Source organism: Gordonia sp. (in: high G+C Gram-positive bacteria) (assembly GCF_049647785.1).
Lineage (GTDB): Bacteria > Actinomycetota > Actinomycetes > Mycobacteriales > Mycobacteriaceae > Gordonia.
Genome location: NZ_JBARYI010000078.1, coordinates 1 through 18,775, shown reverse-complemented (window position 1 = coordinate 18,775; position 18,775 = coordinate 1). Strand labels below are relative to the sequence as shown.

22 protein-coding genes and 2 tRNA genes are annotated in these 18,775 nt (G+C 63.8%); 3 read left to right on the top strand and 21 right to left on the bottom strand.

Annotated elements, in window-relative coordinates; all coding sequences use genetic code 11:
• The first annotated feature begins 185 nt into the window (after positions 1–185).
• Positions 186–1,013: a tyrosine-type recombinase/integrase gene (locus tag WBA38_RS11925; RefSeq protein WP_424322796.1), complete on the top strand. Its 828-nt coding sequence runs from the start codon at positions 186–188 to the stop codon at positions 1,011–1,013.
• Positions 1,014–1,267: 254 nt separating this feature from the next.
• Here the strand turns inward: WBA38_RS11925 and WBA38_RS11920 are convergent, their stop codons facing one another.
• The 19 genes from WBA38_RS11920 to WBA38_RS11830 form a co-directional block, all read right to left on the bottom strand.
• Positions 1,268–2,107, bottom strand: a complete 840-nt coding sequence (locus WBA38_RS11920) for a PE-PPE domain-containing protein (protein WP_424322795.1) — start codon at positions 2,105–2,107, stop codon at positions 1,268–1,270.
• A gap of 47 nt (positions 2,108–2,154) precedes the next feature.
• Entirely contained in the window at positions 2,155–2,763 is a 609-nt protein-coding gene (locus WBA38_RS11915) for a hypothetical protein (RefSeq protein WP_424322794.1), read from the bottom strand.
• Positions 2,764–2,766: 3 nt separating this feature from the next.
• Positions 2,767–4,236 (bottom strand): hypothetical protein, encoded by a 1,470-nt coding sequence (locus WBA38_RS11910; RefSeq protein ID WP_424322793.1) that lies wholly within the window; start codon positions 4,234–4,236, stop codon positions 2,767–2,769.
• A gap of 1 nt (position 4,237) precedes the next feature.
• Complete coding sequence (locus WBA38_RS11905) at positions 4,238–6,202, bottom strand: phage tail protein (RefSeq protein ID WP_424322792.1); 1,965 nt, start codon at positions 6,200–6,202, stop codon at positions 4,238–4,240.
• Positions 6,203–6,316: 114 nt separating this feature from the next.
• Positions 6,317–6,613, bottom strand: coding sequence for a hypothetical protein (locus WBA38_RS11900; protein WP_424322791.1), 297 nt, complete (start codon positions 6,611–6,613; stop codon positions 6,317–6,319).
• 12 nt (positions 6,614–6,625) lie between these two features.
• Positions 6,626–6,976: an HK97-gp10 family putative phage morphogenesis protein gene (locus WBA38_RS11895; RefSeq protein ID WP_424322790.1), complete on the bottom strand. Its 351-nt coding sequence runs from the start codon at positions 6,974–6,976 to the stop codon at positions 6,626–6,628.
• A 4-nt stretch (positions 6,977–6,980) separates the two neighbouring features.
• Entirely contained in the window at positions 6,981–7,448 is a 468-nt protein-coding gene (locus WBA38_RS11890) for a hypothetical protein (RefSeq protein ID WP_424322789.1), read from the bottom strand.
• An 11-nt stretch (positions 7,449–7,459) separates the two neighbouring features.
• On the bottom strand, positions 7,460–7,798 hold the full coding sequence (locus WBA38_RS11885) for a hypothetical protein (RefSeq protein WP_424322788.1): 339 nt from the start codon (positions 7,796–7,798) through the stop codon (positions 7,460–7,462).
• Positions 7,799–8,116: a hypothetical protein gene (locus WBA38_RS11880; protein ID WP_424322787.1), complete on the bottom strand. Its 318-nt coding sequence runs from the start codon at positions 8,114–8,116 to the stop codon at positions 7,799–7,801.
• Positions 8,113–10,074, bottom strand: coding sequence for a hypothetical protein (locus WBA38_RS11875; RefSeq protein ID WP_424322786.1), 1,962 nt, complete (start codon positions 10,072–10,074; stop codon positions 8,113–8,115). The genes WBA38_RS11880 and WBA38_RS11875 overlap by 4 nt, the downstream gene beginning before the upstream one ends.
• 100 nt (positions 10,075–10,174) lie before the next feature.
• Positions 10,175–10,879, bottom strand: a complete 705-nt coding sequence (locus WBA38_RS11870) for a peptidoglycan recognition protein family protein (protein ID WP_424322785.1) — start codon at positions 10,877–10,879, stop codon at positions 10,175–10,177.
• Positions 10,872–11,963 (bottom strand): phage portal protein, encoded by a 1,092-nt coding sequence (locus tag WBA38_RS11865; protein ID WP_424322784.1) that lies wholly within the window; start codon positions 11,961–11,963, stop codon positions 10,872–10,874. Before WBA38_RS11865 ends, WBA38_RS11870 begins: the two co-directional genes overlap by 8 nt.
• 258 nt (positions 11,964–12,221) lie before the next feature.
• Positions 12,222–13,616, bottom strand: a complete 1,395-nt coding sequence (locus WBA38_RS11860) for a terminase large subunit domain-containing protein (protein WP_424322783.1) — start codon at positions 13,614–13,616, stop codon at positions 12,222–12,224.
• Positions 13,585–13,998, bottom strand: coding sequence for a hypothetical protein (locus tag WBA38_RS11855; RefSeq protein WP_424322782.1), 414 nt, complete (start codon positions 13,996–13,998; stop codon positions 13,585–13,587). Before WBA38_RS11855 ends, WBA38_RS11860 begins: the two co-directional genes overlap by 32 nt.
• Before the next feature lie 317 nt (positions 13,999–14,315).
• Positions 14,316–14,966 carry an HNH endonuclease gene (locus WBA38_RS11850; RefSeq protein ID WP_424322781.1) on the bottom strand — a complete coding sequence of 217 codons (651 nt, stop codon included), beginning with the start codon at positions 14,964–14,966 and terminating at the stop codon, positions 14,316–14,318.
• Positions 14,963–15,712, bottom strand: a complete 750-nt coding sequence (locus WBA38_RS11845; RefSeq protein WP_424322780.1) for an exonuclease domain-containing protein — start codon at positions 15,710–15,712, stop codon at positions 14,963–14,965. The genes WBA38_RS11850 and WBA38_RS11845 overlap by 4 nt, the downstream gene beginning before the upstream one ends.
• A 574-nt stretch (positions 15,713–16,286) precedes the next feature.
• Positions 16,287–16,580, bottom strand: a complete 294-nt coding sequence (locus tag WBA38_RS11840; RefSeq protein ID WP_424322779.1) for a hypothetical protein — start codon at positions 16,578–16,580, stop codon at positions 16,287–16,289.
• The gene (locus WBA38_RS11835; protein ID WP_424322778.1) at positions 16,577–16,798 is read right to left on the bottom strand and encodes a hypothetical protein; all 222 of its coding nucleotides are present in this window, start codon (positions 16,796–16,798) and stop codon (positions 16,577–16,579) included. Before WBA38_RS11835 ends, WBA38_RS11840 begins: the two co-directional genes overlap by 4 nt.
• Positions 16,792–16,968 (bottom strand): helix-turn-helix transcriptional regulator, encoded by a 177-nt coding sequence (locus WBA38_RS11830; RefSeq protein WP_424322777.1) that lies wholly within the window; start codon positions 16,966–16,968, stop codon positions 16,792–16,794. The genes WBA38_RS11835 and WBA38_RS11830 overlap by 7 nt, the downstream gene beginning before the upstream one ends.
• A gap of 79 nt (positions 16,969–17,047) precedes the next feature.
• On the opposite strand from WBA38_RS11830, the gene WBA38_RS11825 reads away from it, so the two are divergent.
• Entirely contained in the window at positions 17,048–17,350 is a 303-nt protein-coding gene (locus WBA38_RS11825) for a helix-turn-helix domain-containing protein (protein ID WP_424322776.1), read from the top strand.
• Here WBA38_RS11825 and WBA38_RS11820 read toward each other — a convergent pair.
• Together WBA38_RS11820 and WBA38_RS11815 are read right to left on the bottom strand one after the other, a co-directional pair.
• Positions 17,316–17,388, bottom strand: a tRNA-Arg gene (locus tag WBA38_RS11820). The genes WBA38_RS11825 and WBA38_RS11820 overlap by 35 nt on opposite strands.
• A gap of 56 nt (positions 17,389–17,444) precedes the next feature.
• Positions 17,445–17,533 (bottom strand) — tRNA-Ser (locus tag WBA38_RS11815).
• A 111-nt stretch (positions 17,534–17,644) separates the two neighbouring features.
• Here WBA38_RS11815 and hisC point away from each other — a divergent pair.
• Positions 17,645–18,706 carry a histidinol-phosphate transaminase gene (gene hisC / locus WBA38_RS11810; protein ID WP_424322775.1) on the top strand — a complete coding sequence of 354 codons (1,062 nt, stop codon included), beginning with the start codon at positions 17,645–17,647 and terminating at the stop codon, positions 18,704–18,706.
• Positions 18,707–18,775: the final 69 nt, after the last annotated feature.

The window sequence follows — 18,775 nt, the reverse complement described above, 5'->3', positions numbered from 1 at the left end:
AATTGCATGCTGCCCCCACAACGAGAAACGCAGGCCAGAGAATCTCTGACCTGCGTTCTACCTGTGCGCCCGAAGGGATTCGAACCCCTAACCTCTTGGTCTACGCGGCGTACCGCTGTGAGCAGGCAAAACCGTTGGGGCACACCGCCTTTGGTTAGTATCCCGGCGGCGTAAATAGTAAATACATGACACTCAAGGTAAAACCTGTTCCGCCTGCATGGGTCGCGGCCATTGATGATTTTTGTTCTGCGCTGCGCGCCGGTGGATCACCTCACACGACGATCGCGACGCGACGGGCACATATTCGTCGTGTCGGTCGCGAACTTGGTGGCACACCGTTCGAGGTCGAGAGCGAGCGGCTCGTCGCGTGGTGCGGGCAGCAAGATTGGGCGGTCGAGACGCGGCGGGGAGTGCGCGCCTCGCTGCTCGCGTTCTATCGGTGGGCTGTCGCCAGCGATCGGACGCGCGAGAATCCAGCCAATGCACTCCCAAAAGTTCGGGCGGCGATCCCGTCGCCGCGACCAGCCGGAGAAATCACCTACCGTGAGGCACTGGTGCGCGCTGACAGTCGTGCGCGTCTGATTCTGCGGCTAGCGGCTGAAGCCGGATTGCGGCGTGCTGAGGTCGCACAGGTTCACAGTCGCGACTTGATCGAGGACTTGTCAGGGTGGTCACTGATCGTGCACGGCAAGGGCGGACGACAGCGGGTAGTGCCGCTGCCGGATGGGCTAGCCTCAGCAATCCGTGAGCGTGGTCGAGGTTGGGCGTTTCCCGGCGACTTTGAGGGCCACCTGTCGCCCCGGTGGGTTGGGAAGATCGCAACCGAGCTCCTGCCGGGTGACACGACGATGCACCAGTTGCGGCACCGGTTCGCGACGCGTGCCTACAGCGTCGATCACGACATGTTTACGGTGCAGGAACTGCTAGGGCACTCCTCACCAGAGACCACCCGGCGGTACGTGCTGGTGCCACGTTCAGCACTACGCGATACCGTTCGCGCGATCGCGGGATAGGAGACAGTAACGCGCACAATGTTTTTCACGACATACCATGCAAGCAGGTCGCGGTAGACGCGATCAGCACAACTGGGAGGAACCCTCGAATGATTGTTGACCCGCTCGCACAGTTCAGCCTTTGGATGCAGTCAGTCCCCGGCCTGTCCGGCGCAATCAGCGAGATCACTCGATTTCTAAACTCGATCGCCTACTGAATCGGCGAACACCAAAAGGCGACCCTTGGGCACACAGTGCCGAGGGTCGCCTTTTTGTTATCGGCGCTTGCCCCAGTAGTTGAGGTGGAAGGCCGAGTGCTCGATCGCGGTCTTACCCGCGAACACCTTCTTGATGCCGTAATCAGTGTGCGAGGTGCCGAAGCGGTTCGCCGCGTCGATGGTCGTCGCAACCTTGGCGGTGAACACGAGCGGGTTGGTTGCCAGATCGTTGGCGGCCTCAGCGATCTCGCCGTTCGTCAGGGCTAGGCCGATCGCCGTTGCCCACCCGATCGGGTCCGTCAGGCTCATGTCCTTGACGAGCTCGTAGCCGCCGACGCAGTAGGAATTGATCGGGGCGTTCACGTAGACATCGTTGGGCAGGCCGTAGTCAAACCAATCCATGTCGTCGGGGACACCGTTGATGCGGAACCCGCCGATCGGTTCGCCGCTGATGCCGTGGCCGGTCAGATTCAGTTCGACGCTCGAACGCTGATCGCGGTGCGGGCTCGCGAACGTGTGCAGCCACTTGCAGTCGTTGATGCGGTCCGAGAGCCGCCCGGTCAGAATTTCCTGACCGACGCGAGAGGCGACAGCACCGCCCTGCGAGTAGCCCAGGACGGCGAAGCTACCCGGCTTGGACTTGATGAGGCGAACGACCTCATCGACGCCCATCTGTACGGACTGTTCATAGCTGGGGCTACCGAGCTGCGAGAGCGGCGGCTGACCGTTGTTGGCGATCGGCCCGAACGACGCCGGGTAGTTGACGTGCTGCACGTCCCAAATGTTGCGGTCGAGGCGATCAGAGACGCCCTTGAGCATCCCGATTGGAGTGTTCGGGAAGTTGCCGGGCCCGATTTCCCAAGTGCCGGGGACGATGTAAGCGGTATGGCGTGCCATGGTGGTGCTCCTTTTGTAGGGTTTTATATGGCCGTCTAGCGTTTTTGCTAGACGGCAGGACGAAGCCAGGTCAGCGACATTGAGCCGGTAATGCTGACTGCGGCGCTTGCTCCATAGCCGCCGGAGAGTGTGCCGCCGGAGTCTTGCGCGACGACCATTCGGAGCTTGTCGCCGTTGTAGAGGCGGATCTGATCGGAGACGCTGGTGATGTTCTCCCACGGTGAGGCCAAGATCGCGTCCCCGACGATTGCGTAGGTGTTCGGCGTGGTCCCGTTCAGGAGGATTTTCATGTTGCGGCGGCCCTGACCGTTGGCGAGCCACGGCCAAATCGCGGTCAGGTGGTAGATGCCGTCACGGCGGACTGTGATGCCGGTCGAGTCCCACTGCGCGGCCCCGCCGGGGCGGGAGTCCCATTCTGCGGTCTGCCACACCACGGTGACATCGGTCGCGTTGGCGATCGACTGCGTGGAGGTCCGCGCGATGCGCACCGAGTCAGGGATCGCGGGGGCAACGACCGGCGGGTCGGGCAGTTCGCCGTCGGGGAACATTTCTGTGAGCCGTTCGGCCAGAGCTTGGGTGTTGGCCGAGACCATAGATACCGGGTCTGAATCGAGCAGATAGGGCAGCATAAACGGTGAGCGTGTGGTTGCTGGCATGGCTTACTCCCAATTTTCTAGTGTCGGGTTGGTGACGTACCGCATGTCGTAGGAGGAAATTGAGCCGTCGAGTTGGCCCATGGTGAGCGTCGAGCCGGTCGAGGATGCCGCGAGGTCTGCGAACGTGATCGGCGTACCCGACAGCACGAGCGGGGCGGGCGCAAGGTTGGTCGTGAACCGCCAATACCCGCCGCTGTAGGCGATGACACCACCTGCCGGATACCACACCGGCGGTGAGGCCATGAACGAGGCGTACGGCGAGCCGGTGACAACGACCATCGCCACCGTCTGCGCGGGCAAGGTCAATGCTTCAAAGGTGTTCCAGTCCGGCACTTCCCCGGCAACGCGGGTATCCCAGGTCACTGTCGGATGGAAGGCGCGCGATCCTTCGGCGAGGCATTTGCGTTTGACATCTTGCATGATTGGGTCGATCTGGAGGCCGTCTGAAAACCACGAGTCAAAGCGGAGCAGACCACGGTTAGCGCTCGAGGTGACCAGGACGCGAGAGACTACATCGTCATCGGTGCGGGAGGCGTCGTGCCACTTGCACTCAATGTGCGATATCGCCTGTCCTTGATCTGCCGATATGCGGACATCGCCGGAGACCTGATTACCACCGATATACCCCGACGCGTACGACTGGCTATCTTGCGGGTCTTCACGCCCGGTGTTATCGACCCATCGAGGCGCATACAGGCGGACTGTGCCACCGACTGCGGTGCGCCCAAGTGCGAGCGAGTACGCGCCATGGTTGTACGCGGCAGGAATACGGTTAAGCGTGTTCCTGCGCGAGTTATAGCAAAACTGGTGCGAGAACGAGGCATAGAGTTCGACGAGAACGTCATACAGTGTCTTGTCGACCATATCGACGTACCGGCATTTTCCGTTCTGATATTGAGCCTCGAAATAGGTTTCTCGAATGTTGGCCCAACCGGAAAACACGTTGAGGAAATCAGCGTTTGCTTTCATGGTGCGCCCGGCGTCAAGTTTGACGAACCCTTGCTTATCGACTTGGGCGAGTCCGCCTGCCCGGTCCGATGCCTGGATACGGAGCAGCCAACCGTTTTCTAGTCCGCGTTCGGTGCGAACCTGTTGACGTTCGGCATCGACGTTGGTCATGCGGCCCTGGAAAACGTAGTAGGTGTTCCCGTGGGCGTCTAACAGTCCGATCGAGGTGTTCAAACTGACCATGCCGCTGCCGGGTGTCGCGTGAGCGAGGTCGAAATCTGGCCATTCTTGGGCGGCAGCATCGGACTGCCACACTGTCATCGTGAACACTGCCGGGTCCGGTTGAGCCCACACATCGGAGCGGCCCCAATCGACGGTGAGCTCACCTAAAATACTGGCCCGCCGATGGGGCAGGCACTCGCGTCCTTCGGCGTCCAGGACGGTCGAGCAGCCCACATTGGTGGTGTTGATCGGCCCGCCGGGTTGGCGGACCTGCACCCATACAGTCGGTGTCGGGTTGGGCATGTCACCCACCGACCTTGACGGCGAAGGTCAGCCCACGAGTTTTGTTGTTGCGGCCCACCGACCCGGCCACGGCGTGCGCGACCTGTTGCGGGTCCGCGATCCCAGACCCATCGACATTGACGATGGTGCGGGCGTCGATCACCTGCGTCGGGCGCCCGCCGCCGCCGAGGCCACCGAGATCGGTAAACGAGGGGAATCCTGCCGACAGTTGCAGCGTCGAGAGGTTGGGCGGGGGCGAGAGGTTGACAGACAGGCCCGGTGAGAGCGCCGAGGCGACCGCACCGAACGGGTTGAGGCTCGACACAATCGAGGCGGCGCTACTGAGCTTGTCCATGAGGCCCGAGACGAAACCGATAACCGTTTGGATCGCATTGCCTACGCCGTCAATGAATCCCTTGATGCCGTTCCACACCGACGACGCGACGCCCTTGAGTCGGTTGAATACCGATATCACGGTATTGACTGCGCCGCCGACAGCGGAGCTAATGGCACCGGCGACGGCGGAGACGACCGAGCTGATCGCGTTCCACACTGCCGAGGCGACCGCCATGATTGCGTTCCACCCGGCAGATATTCCGGCGACAACGGCGGAGACGATCGCAGAGATGACCGATATCGCGAACTGTACGGCGGCGACGATCCCGTTCCACACGGCAGTAGCGACCGTAAGAATCACCGTCCATATCGCGGTGATGACCGTGACCCACATTTGGATATATGCCTGTATCGCCGCGAGTACGACCGTGGCGACCGTTTTAATGGCGTTCCAGACGATATTCCAGGCGGCGATAACAAACGCGCACATTGCTTGCCAGATCGTCTGGAACCAGGTGGTTTTCGTGGCGATCAAAACGATCACCGCGATCAGAGCGATAATGCCGATGACGATCCACGTGATCGGGTTGGCAAGTAGTGCCGCCGTCCACGACCAGGTAGCAGCAGCAGCGGTCATGAATCCGGCGCGCACAGCCACCAGTGCCGGGCCGATCCGGGAAATGATCGTCAGGCCCGAGAGCTCGGCACGTAGTTTGCCGAATGTCTTGACGACCGAGGCAATGCCCATGAGGCCCTTGGCGGCGATACCGAGACCGAGCATCCCGGCGACGACGAACGGCAGGGCCGGGCCGAGACCGGAGACGAGTGAGGCGACCAGCTGCGCGATGACCGGCAGTACCGGGGCGATCGCAGTGATGACCGTCGCGAACGCGTCGGCAAGCTGCCCGATAGTCGGGACCAGAGTCGTAAACGACTGCGCGAGAACAGGTCCCACCGTTGCGGCGAGGTCCACCAGCGCCGGGGTGATCGCGGTGATCGCGCCGCCGATGATGCCCAGCACCGACCCGAACGGGCCAGCAGCTGCGGCGAGCTGAGTGAACAAACTGATGATCGGTTGCAGCAGTGCCCACAGTTGGGTGAAGACACCGAGGATCGAATCGAGCTTGATCGACCCGGCGAACTGCAACATCTTGCTGATGAGGGTGCCGAGGGCGGGGCCAATCTTGGTGACCAGTGCCGCCGAGGTCGCCGCGAGCTTGCTGATACTGCCCGAGTTGCGGGCGATCGCGGCGGCGGCGGTGTTGAACACGCCGGTGATCGCGGTCCCGACACCGGCCATCGCGGGGGTGATCCGCCCGAGCGTGGCACCGAGCAGACCGAAACCTTTGGACATTCCCGAGAACGAGCTCGACATCGCGGCTTTGAACGAGTCGAACTGCGGTGTAATGGTGCCCGCTGCTTTCTTGATGCCGTCGAGACCGGCGAGCACTACCGCGAGCGCCGGGGCCGCGACAGCACCGAGACCGGCGGCGGCGACCGCGATGGTTCCGACGCTGGCCGCTGCACCGGCGGCAGCGGGCACAGCGGCGGCAGCGATCGCGGAGAACTTGGCGAGGCTGCGCGACATCTTGGCGATGCCTGAGTTGTCGGTGCGCGAAATGATCCGCACGACGGCGGTCTGTTCAGCCACGCTTAGCCTCCTGTGCTTGTTGTTCGAGGATGTCTATGAGGGTTGCCAGCATCTCGTCTGACTCATTGGACAGAGAGGACGGCGGGACTTGCAGGGCGACAGCGAGCGAGGCGATTAGACGCCCGGCGTCGCTGTCCCCGTAGGGTCCACGTCTTCGGTGCCTGCCTCATCGACGGTTTCTGATTGCTGCACGAAGTCATCGAAGGTGCCCGAGAACCTGCCCAGGCGCGAGAGGGCCGCGTACGCCCAAAACATCATGTAGGTCTGCGGTGACTCTTCAAGCGTCGCCCACTTTTGGCGGCGTCCGATGTGTTCGCCTTTGAACCGGTCGGCGTTGGTGACCACGACATCGAGGTGTTCGGTGCCGTCAGTCATGAGGACGTTGAGGATGATCCGCTTGATAGTGCTCACTGTGGTTGGTCCTTAGATGTCGTTGGTGATGTCGTTGGCGAAGTCTTGGAAAATTTCACCGATTGGAGTGGTCGTCAGTGCCGGGCGCAGGTACGGGTGCGCCCGCATGACACGGGTACCTTCTTCCTGATACCAGGCGTAGCGGGTACGGTTACTGACCGTCGCGGTGCGCACGGTGACCCGCGCCCGGTTCTGCCGGGACAGTCGCCCGGTGCGTTTGGCCGCGAGCTCGCCGGCCTTAGCCGCGACAGCCTTAGCCGCTTGCGCCAATGCCGGGCGCGGGTTGTCCATACGCACCGCCGCGCGGCGCAGGCTCGCCGCGATCCGCTTATCGCCGCGAACATCCACGCGTAAGGTCTGCACGCGGTTAGCCCGCCGGTGCTTCTACCGGCGGGTACTCGCCGCTATCGGGGGTCGCGTCGGGGGTGAACGTCGGGATACCGACAATGTCGAATTCAAAGTCGCTGATGTTGCGCTTTTTGATATCGCCGCCGAGCTCGACAGGATCAATGGTCACGAAACCGGCGACGGTCGCCACTTCTTCCTTGCGCGGGATGAACTTGAACGGCATCTCCTTACCGGCGTTCTTCCACGTCCAGTCGATCAGGCCGTCAGCTTCCAAGTCTTGCGCGGCACTCGCTTCCAGCTTGAACGTGTACGTCTTTTCGCCGACAATGACGCCGCCGCACAGGGTGGGTAGGTCGTCTTCCTTGTCACTGTCAATGGTGATCTTGCAGGCGGTGACTTGGCAGCTGATGTCGAGCTCATCGACGGAGACCTCGCCGAAGACGAGTGAGCCGGGGCCGAGCGGCGGAATGTTGCGTTTGATAGCCATTGTGGTGCCTTTCAGGTGGTGGTGGTGATGACGAGTGAGGGCAGCGCGACGCCGACGCCGGGCGGCTGCACGGTCATCGGGCGGGCCGGTTCTTCCAACGTGAGGACGGTCAGCGCTTTGTCGAGCAGCGCGCCAAGTGCGGTCAACGATTGCGGTGATCCGGCATCACCGGCGATCAGGCACACGTCGGCGCGCACCTGATACCCACCGCATAGCGTCGGGGTCCCGATGTCGTGCACGGTGACCCAGGCGCACGGCGGGTTGAGGTCGCGGGCGTCGGTCGTCGCGGCCAGGCCCGCCCCGCGTAGTGCGGTCACGACCCGATCGAGCGCGGCCACGAGCTCAGACACTTAGCCCACCACCAGACGCCGGAAGTTCCCGAGCTTGAGTAGCTGGCTGATCGTCGGGTCATAGCGGGCCACGAACGAGGGTTCGAGGTCGCCAAAGGACTCGACACCGCCGGGGCTGTTGCGGCGTCGGTGGATGAGCGCGGCCAGCATGAGCGCACCGAGCCCGATCGCGTCACCGAGCTCACCGTCACCGTGTATCTCCCTCACATACACGTTGACGGCGGCGGTCACCGTGGTGACGTGATCATCGGGTGCATCCATGCCGAGCCACTTAGCAACCCGTTCATCGGTGATGACCGGCGCGGTAGGCGAGGTCATGGCGCAGGGGTGAACGCGATCTTGACCAGACCGTCGGGGTTGTCGATGGTCTGCCCGGTGTACCCGAACATGGCGCGGTCGCGGCCACCGTGGCTCAGGTGTTCAGCTTCCACCCGTAGCGGCGAGCCGGGCAGTTCCCAGAACGTCGTCGCGGGCTTGGCACCGGCGATGAGGGTGCCTGCGGGAACCTGATCGCGCCACAGCAGCATCGACGGATCGACGCCGAGCTGGTCCCAGAACGCGGGCTTGTTCGATGCGGTCAGCGTCAACAGTGCGAGCTGATCGGCGGGGTTAGCCAAGTAGTAGGACGGGTTGGTGCCGGTGGCCTTCTTGACGCTGTTCTTGGCCGCGTACATTGCCAGGACGATCGGCGGCACGTTGGGGGCGTCGGTCGGTGCGATCGGCGCGACGACCTTAGCGTTTGCCACGATGAACGCACCGGCGGCAGCGTCGGTGACGATCGCGTAGGACTCGTTCATCGCGGCCCAGTAGGACGCGAGGATACCGGCGTCGCCGAAGTCCCAGAACTTGCGGTCGAGGTCGTGACCGCCAGCCCAGCGGGTTGCCTCAGACTCGTAGGGTTCAATGCTCACCGGGTTGGTGGGGATCTCTGTTTTGTCACCGTCGTACGCGGCAACCAGGGGCCGGTCCTTCCACCGGAAGCCCTGCATCCGCCACGACCGCAAGGGCTTGGTGTTGAGCAGCGTCACGAGCTCGCGCGTCTGAGCCGGTCCGGTCCACAGCTCGCCCAACCAGGCCGGGGGCAGCGCGTCCGTGAGCCCGGAGTTGGTGATGTCCGCGAGAGCGGCGTGCACGACCTGATCGCGGTTACGGGACAGGTCGAGGATGGTCTGTGCCGCGTCGAACGCCGACGCGTGCACAATTGCCGGGCTGTGATGCTGAGGCAGACCAGCGGGCACGACCGGCGCGAGCGGTGCAGTGTAGCCAGCGTTGGCCGCGACAGGCGCAGCCGGGGCGGGTGAGGTCGGGGCGGGTGAGGTCGGGGCGGGTGAGGTTGGGGCGATGAATCCGGTGACATCGACGGCGGCGATGTCTGCGGCATCGTAGAACTCTGCGGCCTTGGCGCGCGCGGTCTCAGCGCTGGCACCAGCGGCCATGAGGGACTGAATGAAGGCTTTCACGTTCACGGTTTCGTTCTCCTGGGTTGAGGGGGTGTATTGCGCTTTGAGGGTGTGCACGCGGGCATCGGCGAAGGCGGGTGTGTCTACGAGGGCGACGGCGGTCAGGATCGAATCGGTGACGCGGGTGCCGTCTTGTTTGACCTTGCGTAGTTCGGCGCTGAATGCGTCAAAGACGTGTTCGGCAACCTGTTGGGTCGCGGCGTCACCGTCCGGTGTCCGGGCGATCGAGAACGTCATCCACAGCCCGTCTTGTCTGCCCTCGTACGAGAGGGCACGACCGACCGGTTTGTGTCCTTCGGTGCCGGTGTGCTTGAACATGAGCTTGACTCGCGTGATGTCGGCAGGCACACGGACAGCACCCGAGGGGATCGTCAGCGGACCGGCAGTGGTGTTGCCTTGCTTGTCCCACGGAATGACCAGACCGGACACGATCCGTTCGTCTGTGTCGGAGGCGTGCACCGCGCCGCCACCGTCGAGCATGACGACATCGCCACCATCGGAGGCCATGACCGTTGGCAGCGGCGCGGACAGGTCGAGGCGGTCGCGGCGATCGGGCGGCGATGCGGCCAGCGAGGGCAGCATCTCCCGTAGCCACGCCTCCACGCCGGGGTAGGCCAGCAGTCGAGTGATGACCGCGTTACCGGCGACGGCAGACACGACCGCGACGGTCGCCCAGATGGGGCCGAGCTCGCGATTAACCAGGGGCCACAGGAGCGGGACAATACCCACCGTCGCGGCGACCGAGGACCGGACAACAGCGCGCGAGGGGTGCCGTACTTGCGTGGTGGCATCATCGTCGGGTAGGCGGTGACTCACAGGCCATCACCGACCTTGCCGAGCATGTAGCACAGCCACCCACCAAGCACCGTCAGGGTGAGCCCCACACCGGTGAGCACACCGAAAATGAAGGCCATTATTACGCGGCCTCATCCTTGATCGAGGCGACGGCATCGACCAGCGTCAGCGGCTCACCCTTGGCGTTGGCACCGAGTTGGGGCCAGGGGCGCAGCTGGTTGTAGATGTAGTTGAGCTTGCGGCGATCTTCGTCGGTGAATGCCATGCCGTCGTCCTGTTCTGTTGCGCCCGTGAGGTATTCGTTCACGAGCTGAATGAATCGGTCACGCGGGAATCCGGTGCCGGGGTCGGTGTGGTCGGTGGCGTGCCATGCCTGCACGGTGGTGTCGTGACCGCCAATACCGGATAGGCCCGAGCGCATTTGGTCGCCGGAGAGCCACCCGGCGGGAATGTTGTACCGGCGGCACCAGTCGGCGGCGACGCGGGCACCGGCGCGCAGTTGCTTGTCTTGGTTGAGCCAGTCCTTACGCGACTGCGAGGCGCGCCCGATAAAGCACAGGTGCAGGCCGCGTTCGTTGGCCGGTGATCCGGCAGCCCACGGAACGTAGTTGTCGTCGTTGCTGCGCACGGTGCGTCCGGCGCGATCGACGATCATGGTGTAGGACGCCTCAGACTCAGGCTTTTGTAGCCATGCGCCGAGGTCGTCGGCGCGACCGTTCGCGTCGCCCTCGTTGGTGTGAGCGATGACCAGCGACGGGCGCCCATAACGCACGCCGTCATCGTTGGGCGAGAGCATGTCTCGGTCGGCGCGGAATTGGTCAGCCATTGTTGGTTCCTGTCTCGGTCGGGGCGGGCGGGGTCGAGCTGCCGCCGTCGTCGGGGGTGCCTGCGGTTGCGCCGTCGCCGGTGAACGCGTCGAGGTTGAATCGGATCGAGGTACCGCGCGGGGATACGTCGTCAAGCCCGAGGCGCGCGGCGACCGGTGCCATGAACGCGGACAGGCCGTAGTCGATGAGGTCTTGCGCCTTGGCTTGGGCGTTGACGTAGGTCATGGACGAATCGGTCGCGGCGTCGAGCACGAGCGCCGGGACTGACATCGCGCGGGCGATGTCGAGGGCGGCAGCGTTGCGACCGTCAAGCAGTAGGTGTTCGTTGAACGTCCCGAGCTCGCGGACTTCGATACCTGCCGAGCTGAACGCGACGCCGCCGTTCTCGCCGCGACGGGCAGAGCGCCACGAGTTGATGATGCGGTCCCGCTCGTCGTCGGTCATGTCGTAGCCGTTGGTCTGATGCAGGTCGAGGTATGCGGCAGGGTTAGCGGCGGCAGTCGAGGCCGCATTGAGCAGATCGGCGGCGTGCCGGATGGGGCCGGGCTGTGCCAGTAGTCCCTCATCGGAGGCGGGGATGAGGACGATGCTGGACGGGTCCGCGATCGTCTCGACCCCGTTGGGGTAGATGTAGATGACGTTCGCGCCGTCGATGCGCCAGGCGTTGATCGGTACGCGGTCAGCGGCGATGACCTGCCCGGCGGTGTTGCGCTTGACTGCCCACAGTGACCAGCCCGAAAACAGCAGGTCGTCAATCGTCCACACCATGCGGTGATACGGGCTGATCGGGCCGTCTGTGCGGTCGAGCCACAGCGGGCGATCGGTGCCGGTGAGTGCGGCGTCGCCACGATAGGCGTCGAGCGGGATACGCGCGATCGTGGTGCAAATAATGTTGCGAGCTCGCTTGACTGCGGGCACCGACATCGCGAGCTCACGCGTCATCGCACCGTTGCTGGGCAACCAGTCCGGCGCGACGACCGACAGCAGGTGATTGCTGTCGTCGTATGGGGACAGGTAGCGCACCTGCCCGGCCACGGCGGCAGGGGCAGCAAGTGCGGTACGCACACGGTCGAAGAAACTCACGCGTCTACCGTCGCGATCGGCATGAGAGTTTCTGAAATATCGCGGCCACGGCGCGCACGTACACGACATTCAGCTGCACGCTGGTGTTCGGCGTGAGTATGGGTCAGGTGCGAGGCAAGCAACCGGTAGACACTGGCCCGACTGTGCCCGGATCCGCGCCAGGAGCAGCCCGGCATACGACAGACCGCGACGGCAGTCCACGGGGTCGAGTCGATGCTAAAGGCGTCCTTGGTGCGGACCGGTGGGTTCTTCGACATATCAGCTCCAAATCATGGGGGCGGCAGGGGCGGCGGGAATGGTGGCGAGCGCGCGGACCGCGAGAGTCGCCGCTTCTAGGACCGCGATCGAACCGGCAGAGCCACGGCGCGACCAGTGCAGGCGGTCGCCGGAGTTGCGCAGAGCGGCAGCATCGAACGCGTCAGTGAACGCGGGATGCCCGCGCACCAGGACGCCCGGCGGATCGCGGCGGATACGGTCAAGGAAATCGCTTGTAGCACTTGATAATTCGGCATCGTTGACCCAACGCAGACGGTCGACATCACGCTCACCGGCCAACTCGTTCACGTACTCGTCAGCGATGGAACCGGCAGGGCCACCGGGCGCGATCGCGGCGTGCCCGTCGTGCTTGCGGACGAGCTCGAGCAGCCGGGCGGCGACGCCGTTAGCGGAGTCGAATTGCTCCACGAGCTCCACGCACGGCACACCATCGACGGCCATGCACGCCACGATCGCGGCGTCATCGCGCTCAAAGGACAAGGCGACGCCGAACACTGCGGCACCGGGCGGCAGCTTGGCGGTGAACGTTGCTGCCTCGACTACCTCAGTGGGCAGCAGCCGCGATTCGGTTCGTGTGCGACGGTTGCCGTAGGCGCGCAGAAACTCGCCGTCGCTGAGCTGTTCGCGCGCCGCCGGGAGAATCGATGCTTGCTGAGTGTGCCCAATGGCCGGGTGCGCGGCAGCGATCGCGGCGTAGTCGTCCGGTCCCACATCATCGCCTACGCCGTAATCGACCAGGCACAGCGCGCCGTCGTGACCGCGCTCGACCAGTCCGTGAAACCACACCGACTCTGCGGTACCGGCGGTACTGATGATGATGGTCTGCGCGTTCTTGCGCGTCGATTGTGTGGGGGTGATTGCGCCCATGAGGCCCTGAGCTTGCGGCTCGTCAAAGAACCAGCCCTCATCGATGACGTTCAGGTCAGATTGGTTGCCGTGCAAGCTATCTGCGGTCGGCGGGTGCATCTTGGCGCGCCCGCCGGTCGCCACGAGCTCGAAGCTGGTATCACCGGCACCGCGTTTGCACTTGACAAGTTTCGACAGCGGCGATTGTTCAATCGCGTCCATCATTTCCCACATCTGTTCACGCGCTTTGATGCCGGTTTGGGCGGTGTACCACACGCGCGCACCGGGCACCGAGAGCAGCCGATGCAGCATGACGGCAGCAAGTAGCGCCGTCTTGCCCGACTGCCGGGGCACTGTGATCACCACGAGCGGGTGAATCAGCCGCCCACCGTGCTCACACTCACCGATCAGGTCAGCGGCGAGCACCTGCCACGGCATGAGCTTGCGAGCGAGCATCGCCGAGACACGCCCGATCTTGGGACCGAACGTGTACGGGCTACTACGCGGGGTCAGATAGCGCGGTGTCGTCATCGGTGACCGTCGTGTCTGCCGTGGCGAAATCTGCCAGCAGCTCGTGAATGGCGCTGTCTGTGTCGGTCTGCCGTGACTCGGGGGTCATGTGCGCATCGCGCAATGCCTCAGTGATCGCGGGCAGCAGCTTGGCAGGGCCGTAGTACTTGTTCGATTGCTCCATGCTGTCCAGCGCCCAGGCACCGGCGCGCAGCACCGTGGCTATACCGGCGTCGATGTCGCCCACGACTTCAGCGTCACGAGCAGCGTCCAGCGCCTCATCCATCGCCACCGAGTGCCGACCGCGGAGTACCTGCCCGGCGCGCGACTGCGGCAGAGCCTCGACGGGCTCAAACAGGGCAGCTTGACCAGCGCGCGGGGCGGTCGGATCGGGGCGAGGCATACCACTTTTATACGAGACCACTGCATATTATGCAATCAATCCATGCATAAACATGCAGAATCGGACTGCATAATATGCACCGCTTTATACATAGTTGACATGTGCGCCCGAGTGTGTATGTACCACCCCCCACCCTGGGTGACCTGGGAAAAAACGAGGGGATAGGAGGGGTCCGTCCGAGGACATTGCTCGTTCAAAAAGGTTCGGACCGCGACACACTCACTGCGCCGCGGTGCATATTATGCAGCGTCGTGAATATTCGCATGAATATTCATACGGGCGCCCGCCGTATATTTATGCAGTGGTTTATGCAGTCGTCACCAGTCGCGCGACGGGTCCGGTGTCGTGCTCGTCACCGGGTCGTCGCCGTACCATCGCGCGATCGCGTCGAGGGCATGAGCTGGTCGCTGCACCGCTCTGCTCATCACCACATCGTGGCCGGGGTCGATGGTCACCACGCGCCACCCACTGGCCTTGTACCCGCCGCGTCGCTTGGGTGTGGGCATGGAGTCGATGAGCCAGACGTGCCGCGCTTGCCCGCGCACGTTCGTTGCGGCGGCGACAGCGGCCTGTCGTGCAGCTGCGGCCACGCGCAGGATCGCGGCAGGGTGATCGTGCGAGTGAGCGCCGGGCGGCTGTAGGGCCACGGCGATCGCGTCGAAGTCGATCACCACGTCGCCGGGGCGGGCGTGCTCGCGCACATAAGTGGTCTTTCCTGCTGCCGGTGGGCCACACACAACGGTTACCGGCGGACCTTTGAGGGGTGAGTTACCCCGGCGCTGATTGCAGGCCAGGTGAGCCGGTCGCAGGTTGTCGAGGGTGTCGGGGCCACCGAGCGAGCGCGGGATGACGTGATCGGCGCTGTCGGCACCGGGCAGGCCACAGATATGGCAGACGGTGCCCCAGGCGTCGAACGTCGCCGCGCGCAGTCGAGACGCGCGGCGACCGCCCCACTTACTACCGGTCACTGAGGGCTCAGGTCATATAGCGGCTTGCCGTTGGCGATCGTGCTGTGGCGACCCGCGTGCAGGTTGATCTTGACGCAGACGTGCGACTGATTGGCGGCGTAGAAGACGTGGCCGCACCGCTTGAACGTTGGGACCGGCACCGGCACCGGATCAGTCAGCGCGTCAGCGACGCGGCGCGCGGTGTGCGCGGTCGTCAGTGCGTGGAACACGTCAGCAGCTGCGAACGTGTCACCGAGCGCGGTATGGGCGAGGTCGCCCGCCAGCGCCAAGTCCCACAGCTCGCAGCACTTACTCAGCGACGGGATCGCGTCCAGGTCGAGCGCGATCGCGGTAGCGAGCTCCACGTCGTACAGACGGAACTTCCAGGGCGGCGTCGTGCGCGTGGTGTACGGGACGAACTTACGCAGCCACCGCCACAGCACAGCGGCATCGTAGGCGACGTTCGCACCAACCAGGGTCGCGCCGTCGAGCATCTTCAGCAGATCGCGGGCATGGTCTTCGGTCTCGGCGTGCGTGAGCTCCTGCTCGAACAGTCGACGCTCGTAGTAGCGATTCACTGCGAGCGCCTGCGGTGACGCGTTGCGGAGCACGTCGCGAGTGTTGTGCGCGGGCACGAACACCATCGTCTGTCCGTACAGCGTGTCAGGGTCATCGGTCGGGAGCTCGACAGCAGCGATTTCTAGCGGGTGATCCTCGAAGATATCCAGGCCGGTTGTCTCTAGGTCGAGCGCGACGTATCGGTTCATTTTTGGTGCCTCTTGTTCTGTTGGTGTCCCTTGCGGGACTGTGGGCCTCGTTGGGCAGGTCGCCTGCCGGTGGTGAGGTCGGGTGGTGGGCGTCCCTGCTGATCGTCGTGAGACTGGATCAGCAGGGCTCTACCTCTGCCGTATGGAGCCGGAAGGTATGGAGCCTGCTAACGCGTGGTCGGGAATTACTCGCCACGCCGGGACTGGGATATTTCACTGAGCCACGACTGATTGCCGTTGTTGCTGCCCGAGTCCGCCTTTACCAGCGACTCAGTGAATCGGGTGTGCCCTTGCTGACATTTGGGCACGCGCTGAAATGCCCCTCTAACGGGCGACGTACCTGCCGGGTCAGGGCGGGCTTAAAGCTGGTGGGGATGTGGTGCCTAGAACAGGACTTCTTGGGGATCAGGTGCCGGTGGTGGCTGATTGCGGCAGTCGCGGCAGATCAGGTCACGCGGCGGGGTGTAGCTGGGATGGAACAAACGACCGCACATACCGCACGCCGGTTTAGCGGCCAATATCGCGTGACGTTTGTCCTCCACGTCTGAGGGGTACTCAGAGCGCCACCGGACGGTTACGCCGTCGTCGTCGGGGTCTTTGGTGGGCATAGTCCGTCACCGTGAACCGGACAGTGGACGTGACGCGAGGGCGCGACGCACGAACAGCTCGCCTCTATCCGGTCTGCTTCGGCGCGTAGGAGCGAAATCATTTGCGAGGTGGTGATTGTCGGCCCGTGTCCGGTGGGGTTTGCGGACCAGCTGATGCCGACGAAATCGAATTCTGGGTCGGCGGGGTCGGATTCGACGGTCACCGAGTAGATGCCTGCGATCTTGGTGGCATCGAGCGATTGGGCGAATATGGGGCTCACAGGACGCGCCTCGTCGGCAGTACGTCGAGCGGGGCGGGCGCCCGTCGATGTCGTCCGGCGGGATGCCGTTGCACAGCTGCACGTCGTGCGGCGACGGTCGAGCGTTTGCGGGCCAGGCGCGCGAGGTCGAACGCGATGACCGCGAGCGAGGCGAGGGCGAACAGGATCAGGACGATCACGATTGGCAGGCCATAGGCGGCGATCGCGGGCGTCAGCACGACGCACCGGTCAGTTCCTCGATCGCAGCGCGATCAAACAGGTAGGCACCAGTGCGGCCCGGCAGCTTCGAGGTAGTGGGGAGACGCCCGTCGCCCGCTCTGCGGATGACTTCGGTACGTGACAGCTGTAGTAAATCTGCGACTTCCGCCGCTGTAATTACATTGTGCATATTCAGCACGGTAGCCGTGCTAAATATGCACAGTCAAGCGATGGTGCCATTTAGTGTTCTTTTGGTTAAACTTGCACGCATGACTACAGCAGGCAACCAAGCAGGCATTGTGCTGGAATTTGAACTGAACGACCGCATGATGAAGTCGCGTTCACACGCGGGATTTACTCAGGCGTCGATCGCGCGGCAGCTTGGTATCTCCCAGCGATCTGTCTCGAACTACGAGAGCGGCGAGCGCAAGCCCAGCCGCGCCATCGTCATCGCTTGGTCGTTCGCGACGGGCGTCAATTTGCATTGGCTAGAAACGGGTGAAGCCCCGTCACCTGATGGTGACGGGGCTTCCGATGTGCGCCCGAAGGGATTCGAACCCCTAACCTCTTGATCCGTAGTCAAGTGCTCTATCCGTTGAGCTACGGGCGCGTAGTGGATCTTACGATCCGACTTCTTCAATTGTACCGAGCACGTGTCTCGGTCGGCGGAGGCGAGAGGATTTGAACCTCCGGTTTCGTTTTCACGAAACAACTCATTAGCAGTGAGTCCCATTCGGCCGCTCTGGCACGCCTCCATGGTGGAGTCCTTCGACCCGCCGGGGCAAAACATTACACAGGACCGGCACCAGGAAGCAAATCACCAGCCAAGTGCGGACAGCGACGCAGGTCAGACGTACATTTGTGGGGTGAGCATGCGAATCCGACCAGACCTGGACACCCTTCCCGTCTACGTTCCTGGGAAGACATTCCCGGGTGCGATCAAGCTGGCGAGCAACGAAGTCACCGATCCCCCGCTGCCGAGCGTGGCCGCCGCGATCGCCGAAGCCGCCACCGTCGTCAACCGCTACCCCGATAACGGCATGGTGGACCTGACTGACGGGCTCGCCAAAAATCTGGGCGTCACACCCGCCGAAGTTCAGGTCGGCTGCGGATCGGTGATTCTGTGCCAAAACCTGATCACTATTACCTGTCGCCCCGGCGACGAGGTGTTGTTCGCGTGGCGGTCGTTTGAGATGTATCCGGTCGCCACCCAGGTTGTCGGTGCCACGCCGGTCCAAGTGCCTCTCACCGACGACGCCGTGCACGACCTGACCGCGATGGCTGCGGCGATCACCGACCGCACCCGCCTGATCTTTGTGTGCAACCCAAACAACCCGACCGGCACCGCAGTGGAGGCGGACGCTTTGCGCGAGTTCCTGCGCGCCGTACCCGCCGACGTCGTCGTGGCGCTCGACGAGGCCTACTTCGAGTACACCCGGTTCGACGGACCGCTGGCCTACGACGCGTTGGAGTTGCGGCGCGAGTTCCCCAACGTCGTCGTGCTGCGTACGTTCTCGAAGGCGTACGGACTGGCTGGCTTGCGCGTCGGCTACGCGGTCGGCGACCCGGAGATCATTGAGGCGCTCGGGAAGGTGCACGTGCCGTTCACCGTGGGGAATGTGGCACAGGCGGCCGCTATCGCCTCCCTGCGCGCCCAGGACGAATTACTCGCCCGCACCAACGCGGTGGTCGTCGAACGTGGTCGCGTGACCGCAGCGTTGCGCGAGATGGGTTACCGGGTACCCGATTCCCAAGCCAACTTCGTGTGGTTGATGCTGGGCGAGCAGTCGGTCCCGTTTGCCACAGCCTGCGCGGAAGCTGGCGTGATTGTCCGCCCCTTCGCGGGCGACGGCGTCCGCGTCACGGTCACCAACCCGACCGAAGACGACGCCTTCCTCGCATTCGCTCGCACCTGGTCCCAGCGGTAACCCTCCGCCGACCCCAGCGTCCCGCCGGGCCCCTTCTCGCATGATGCGTTGATTCCCGCTCCACGTCAG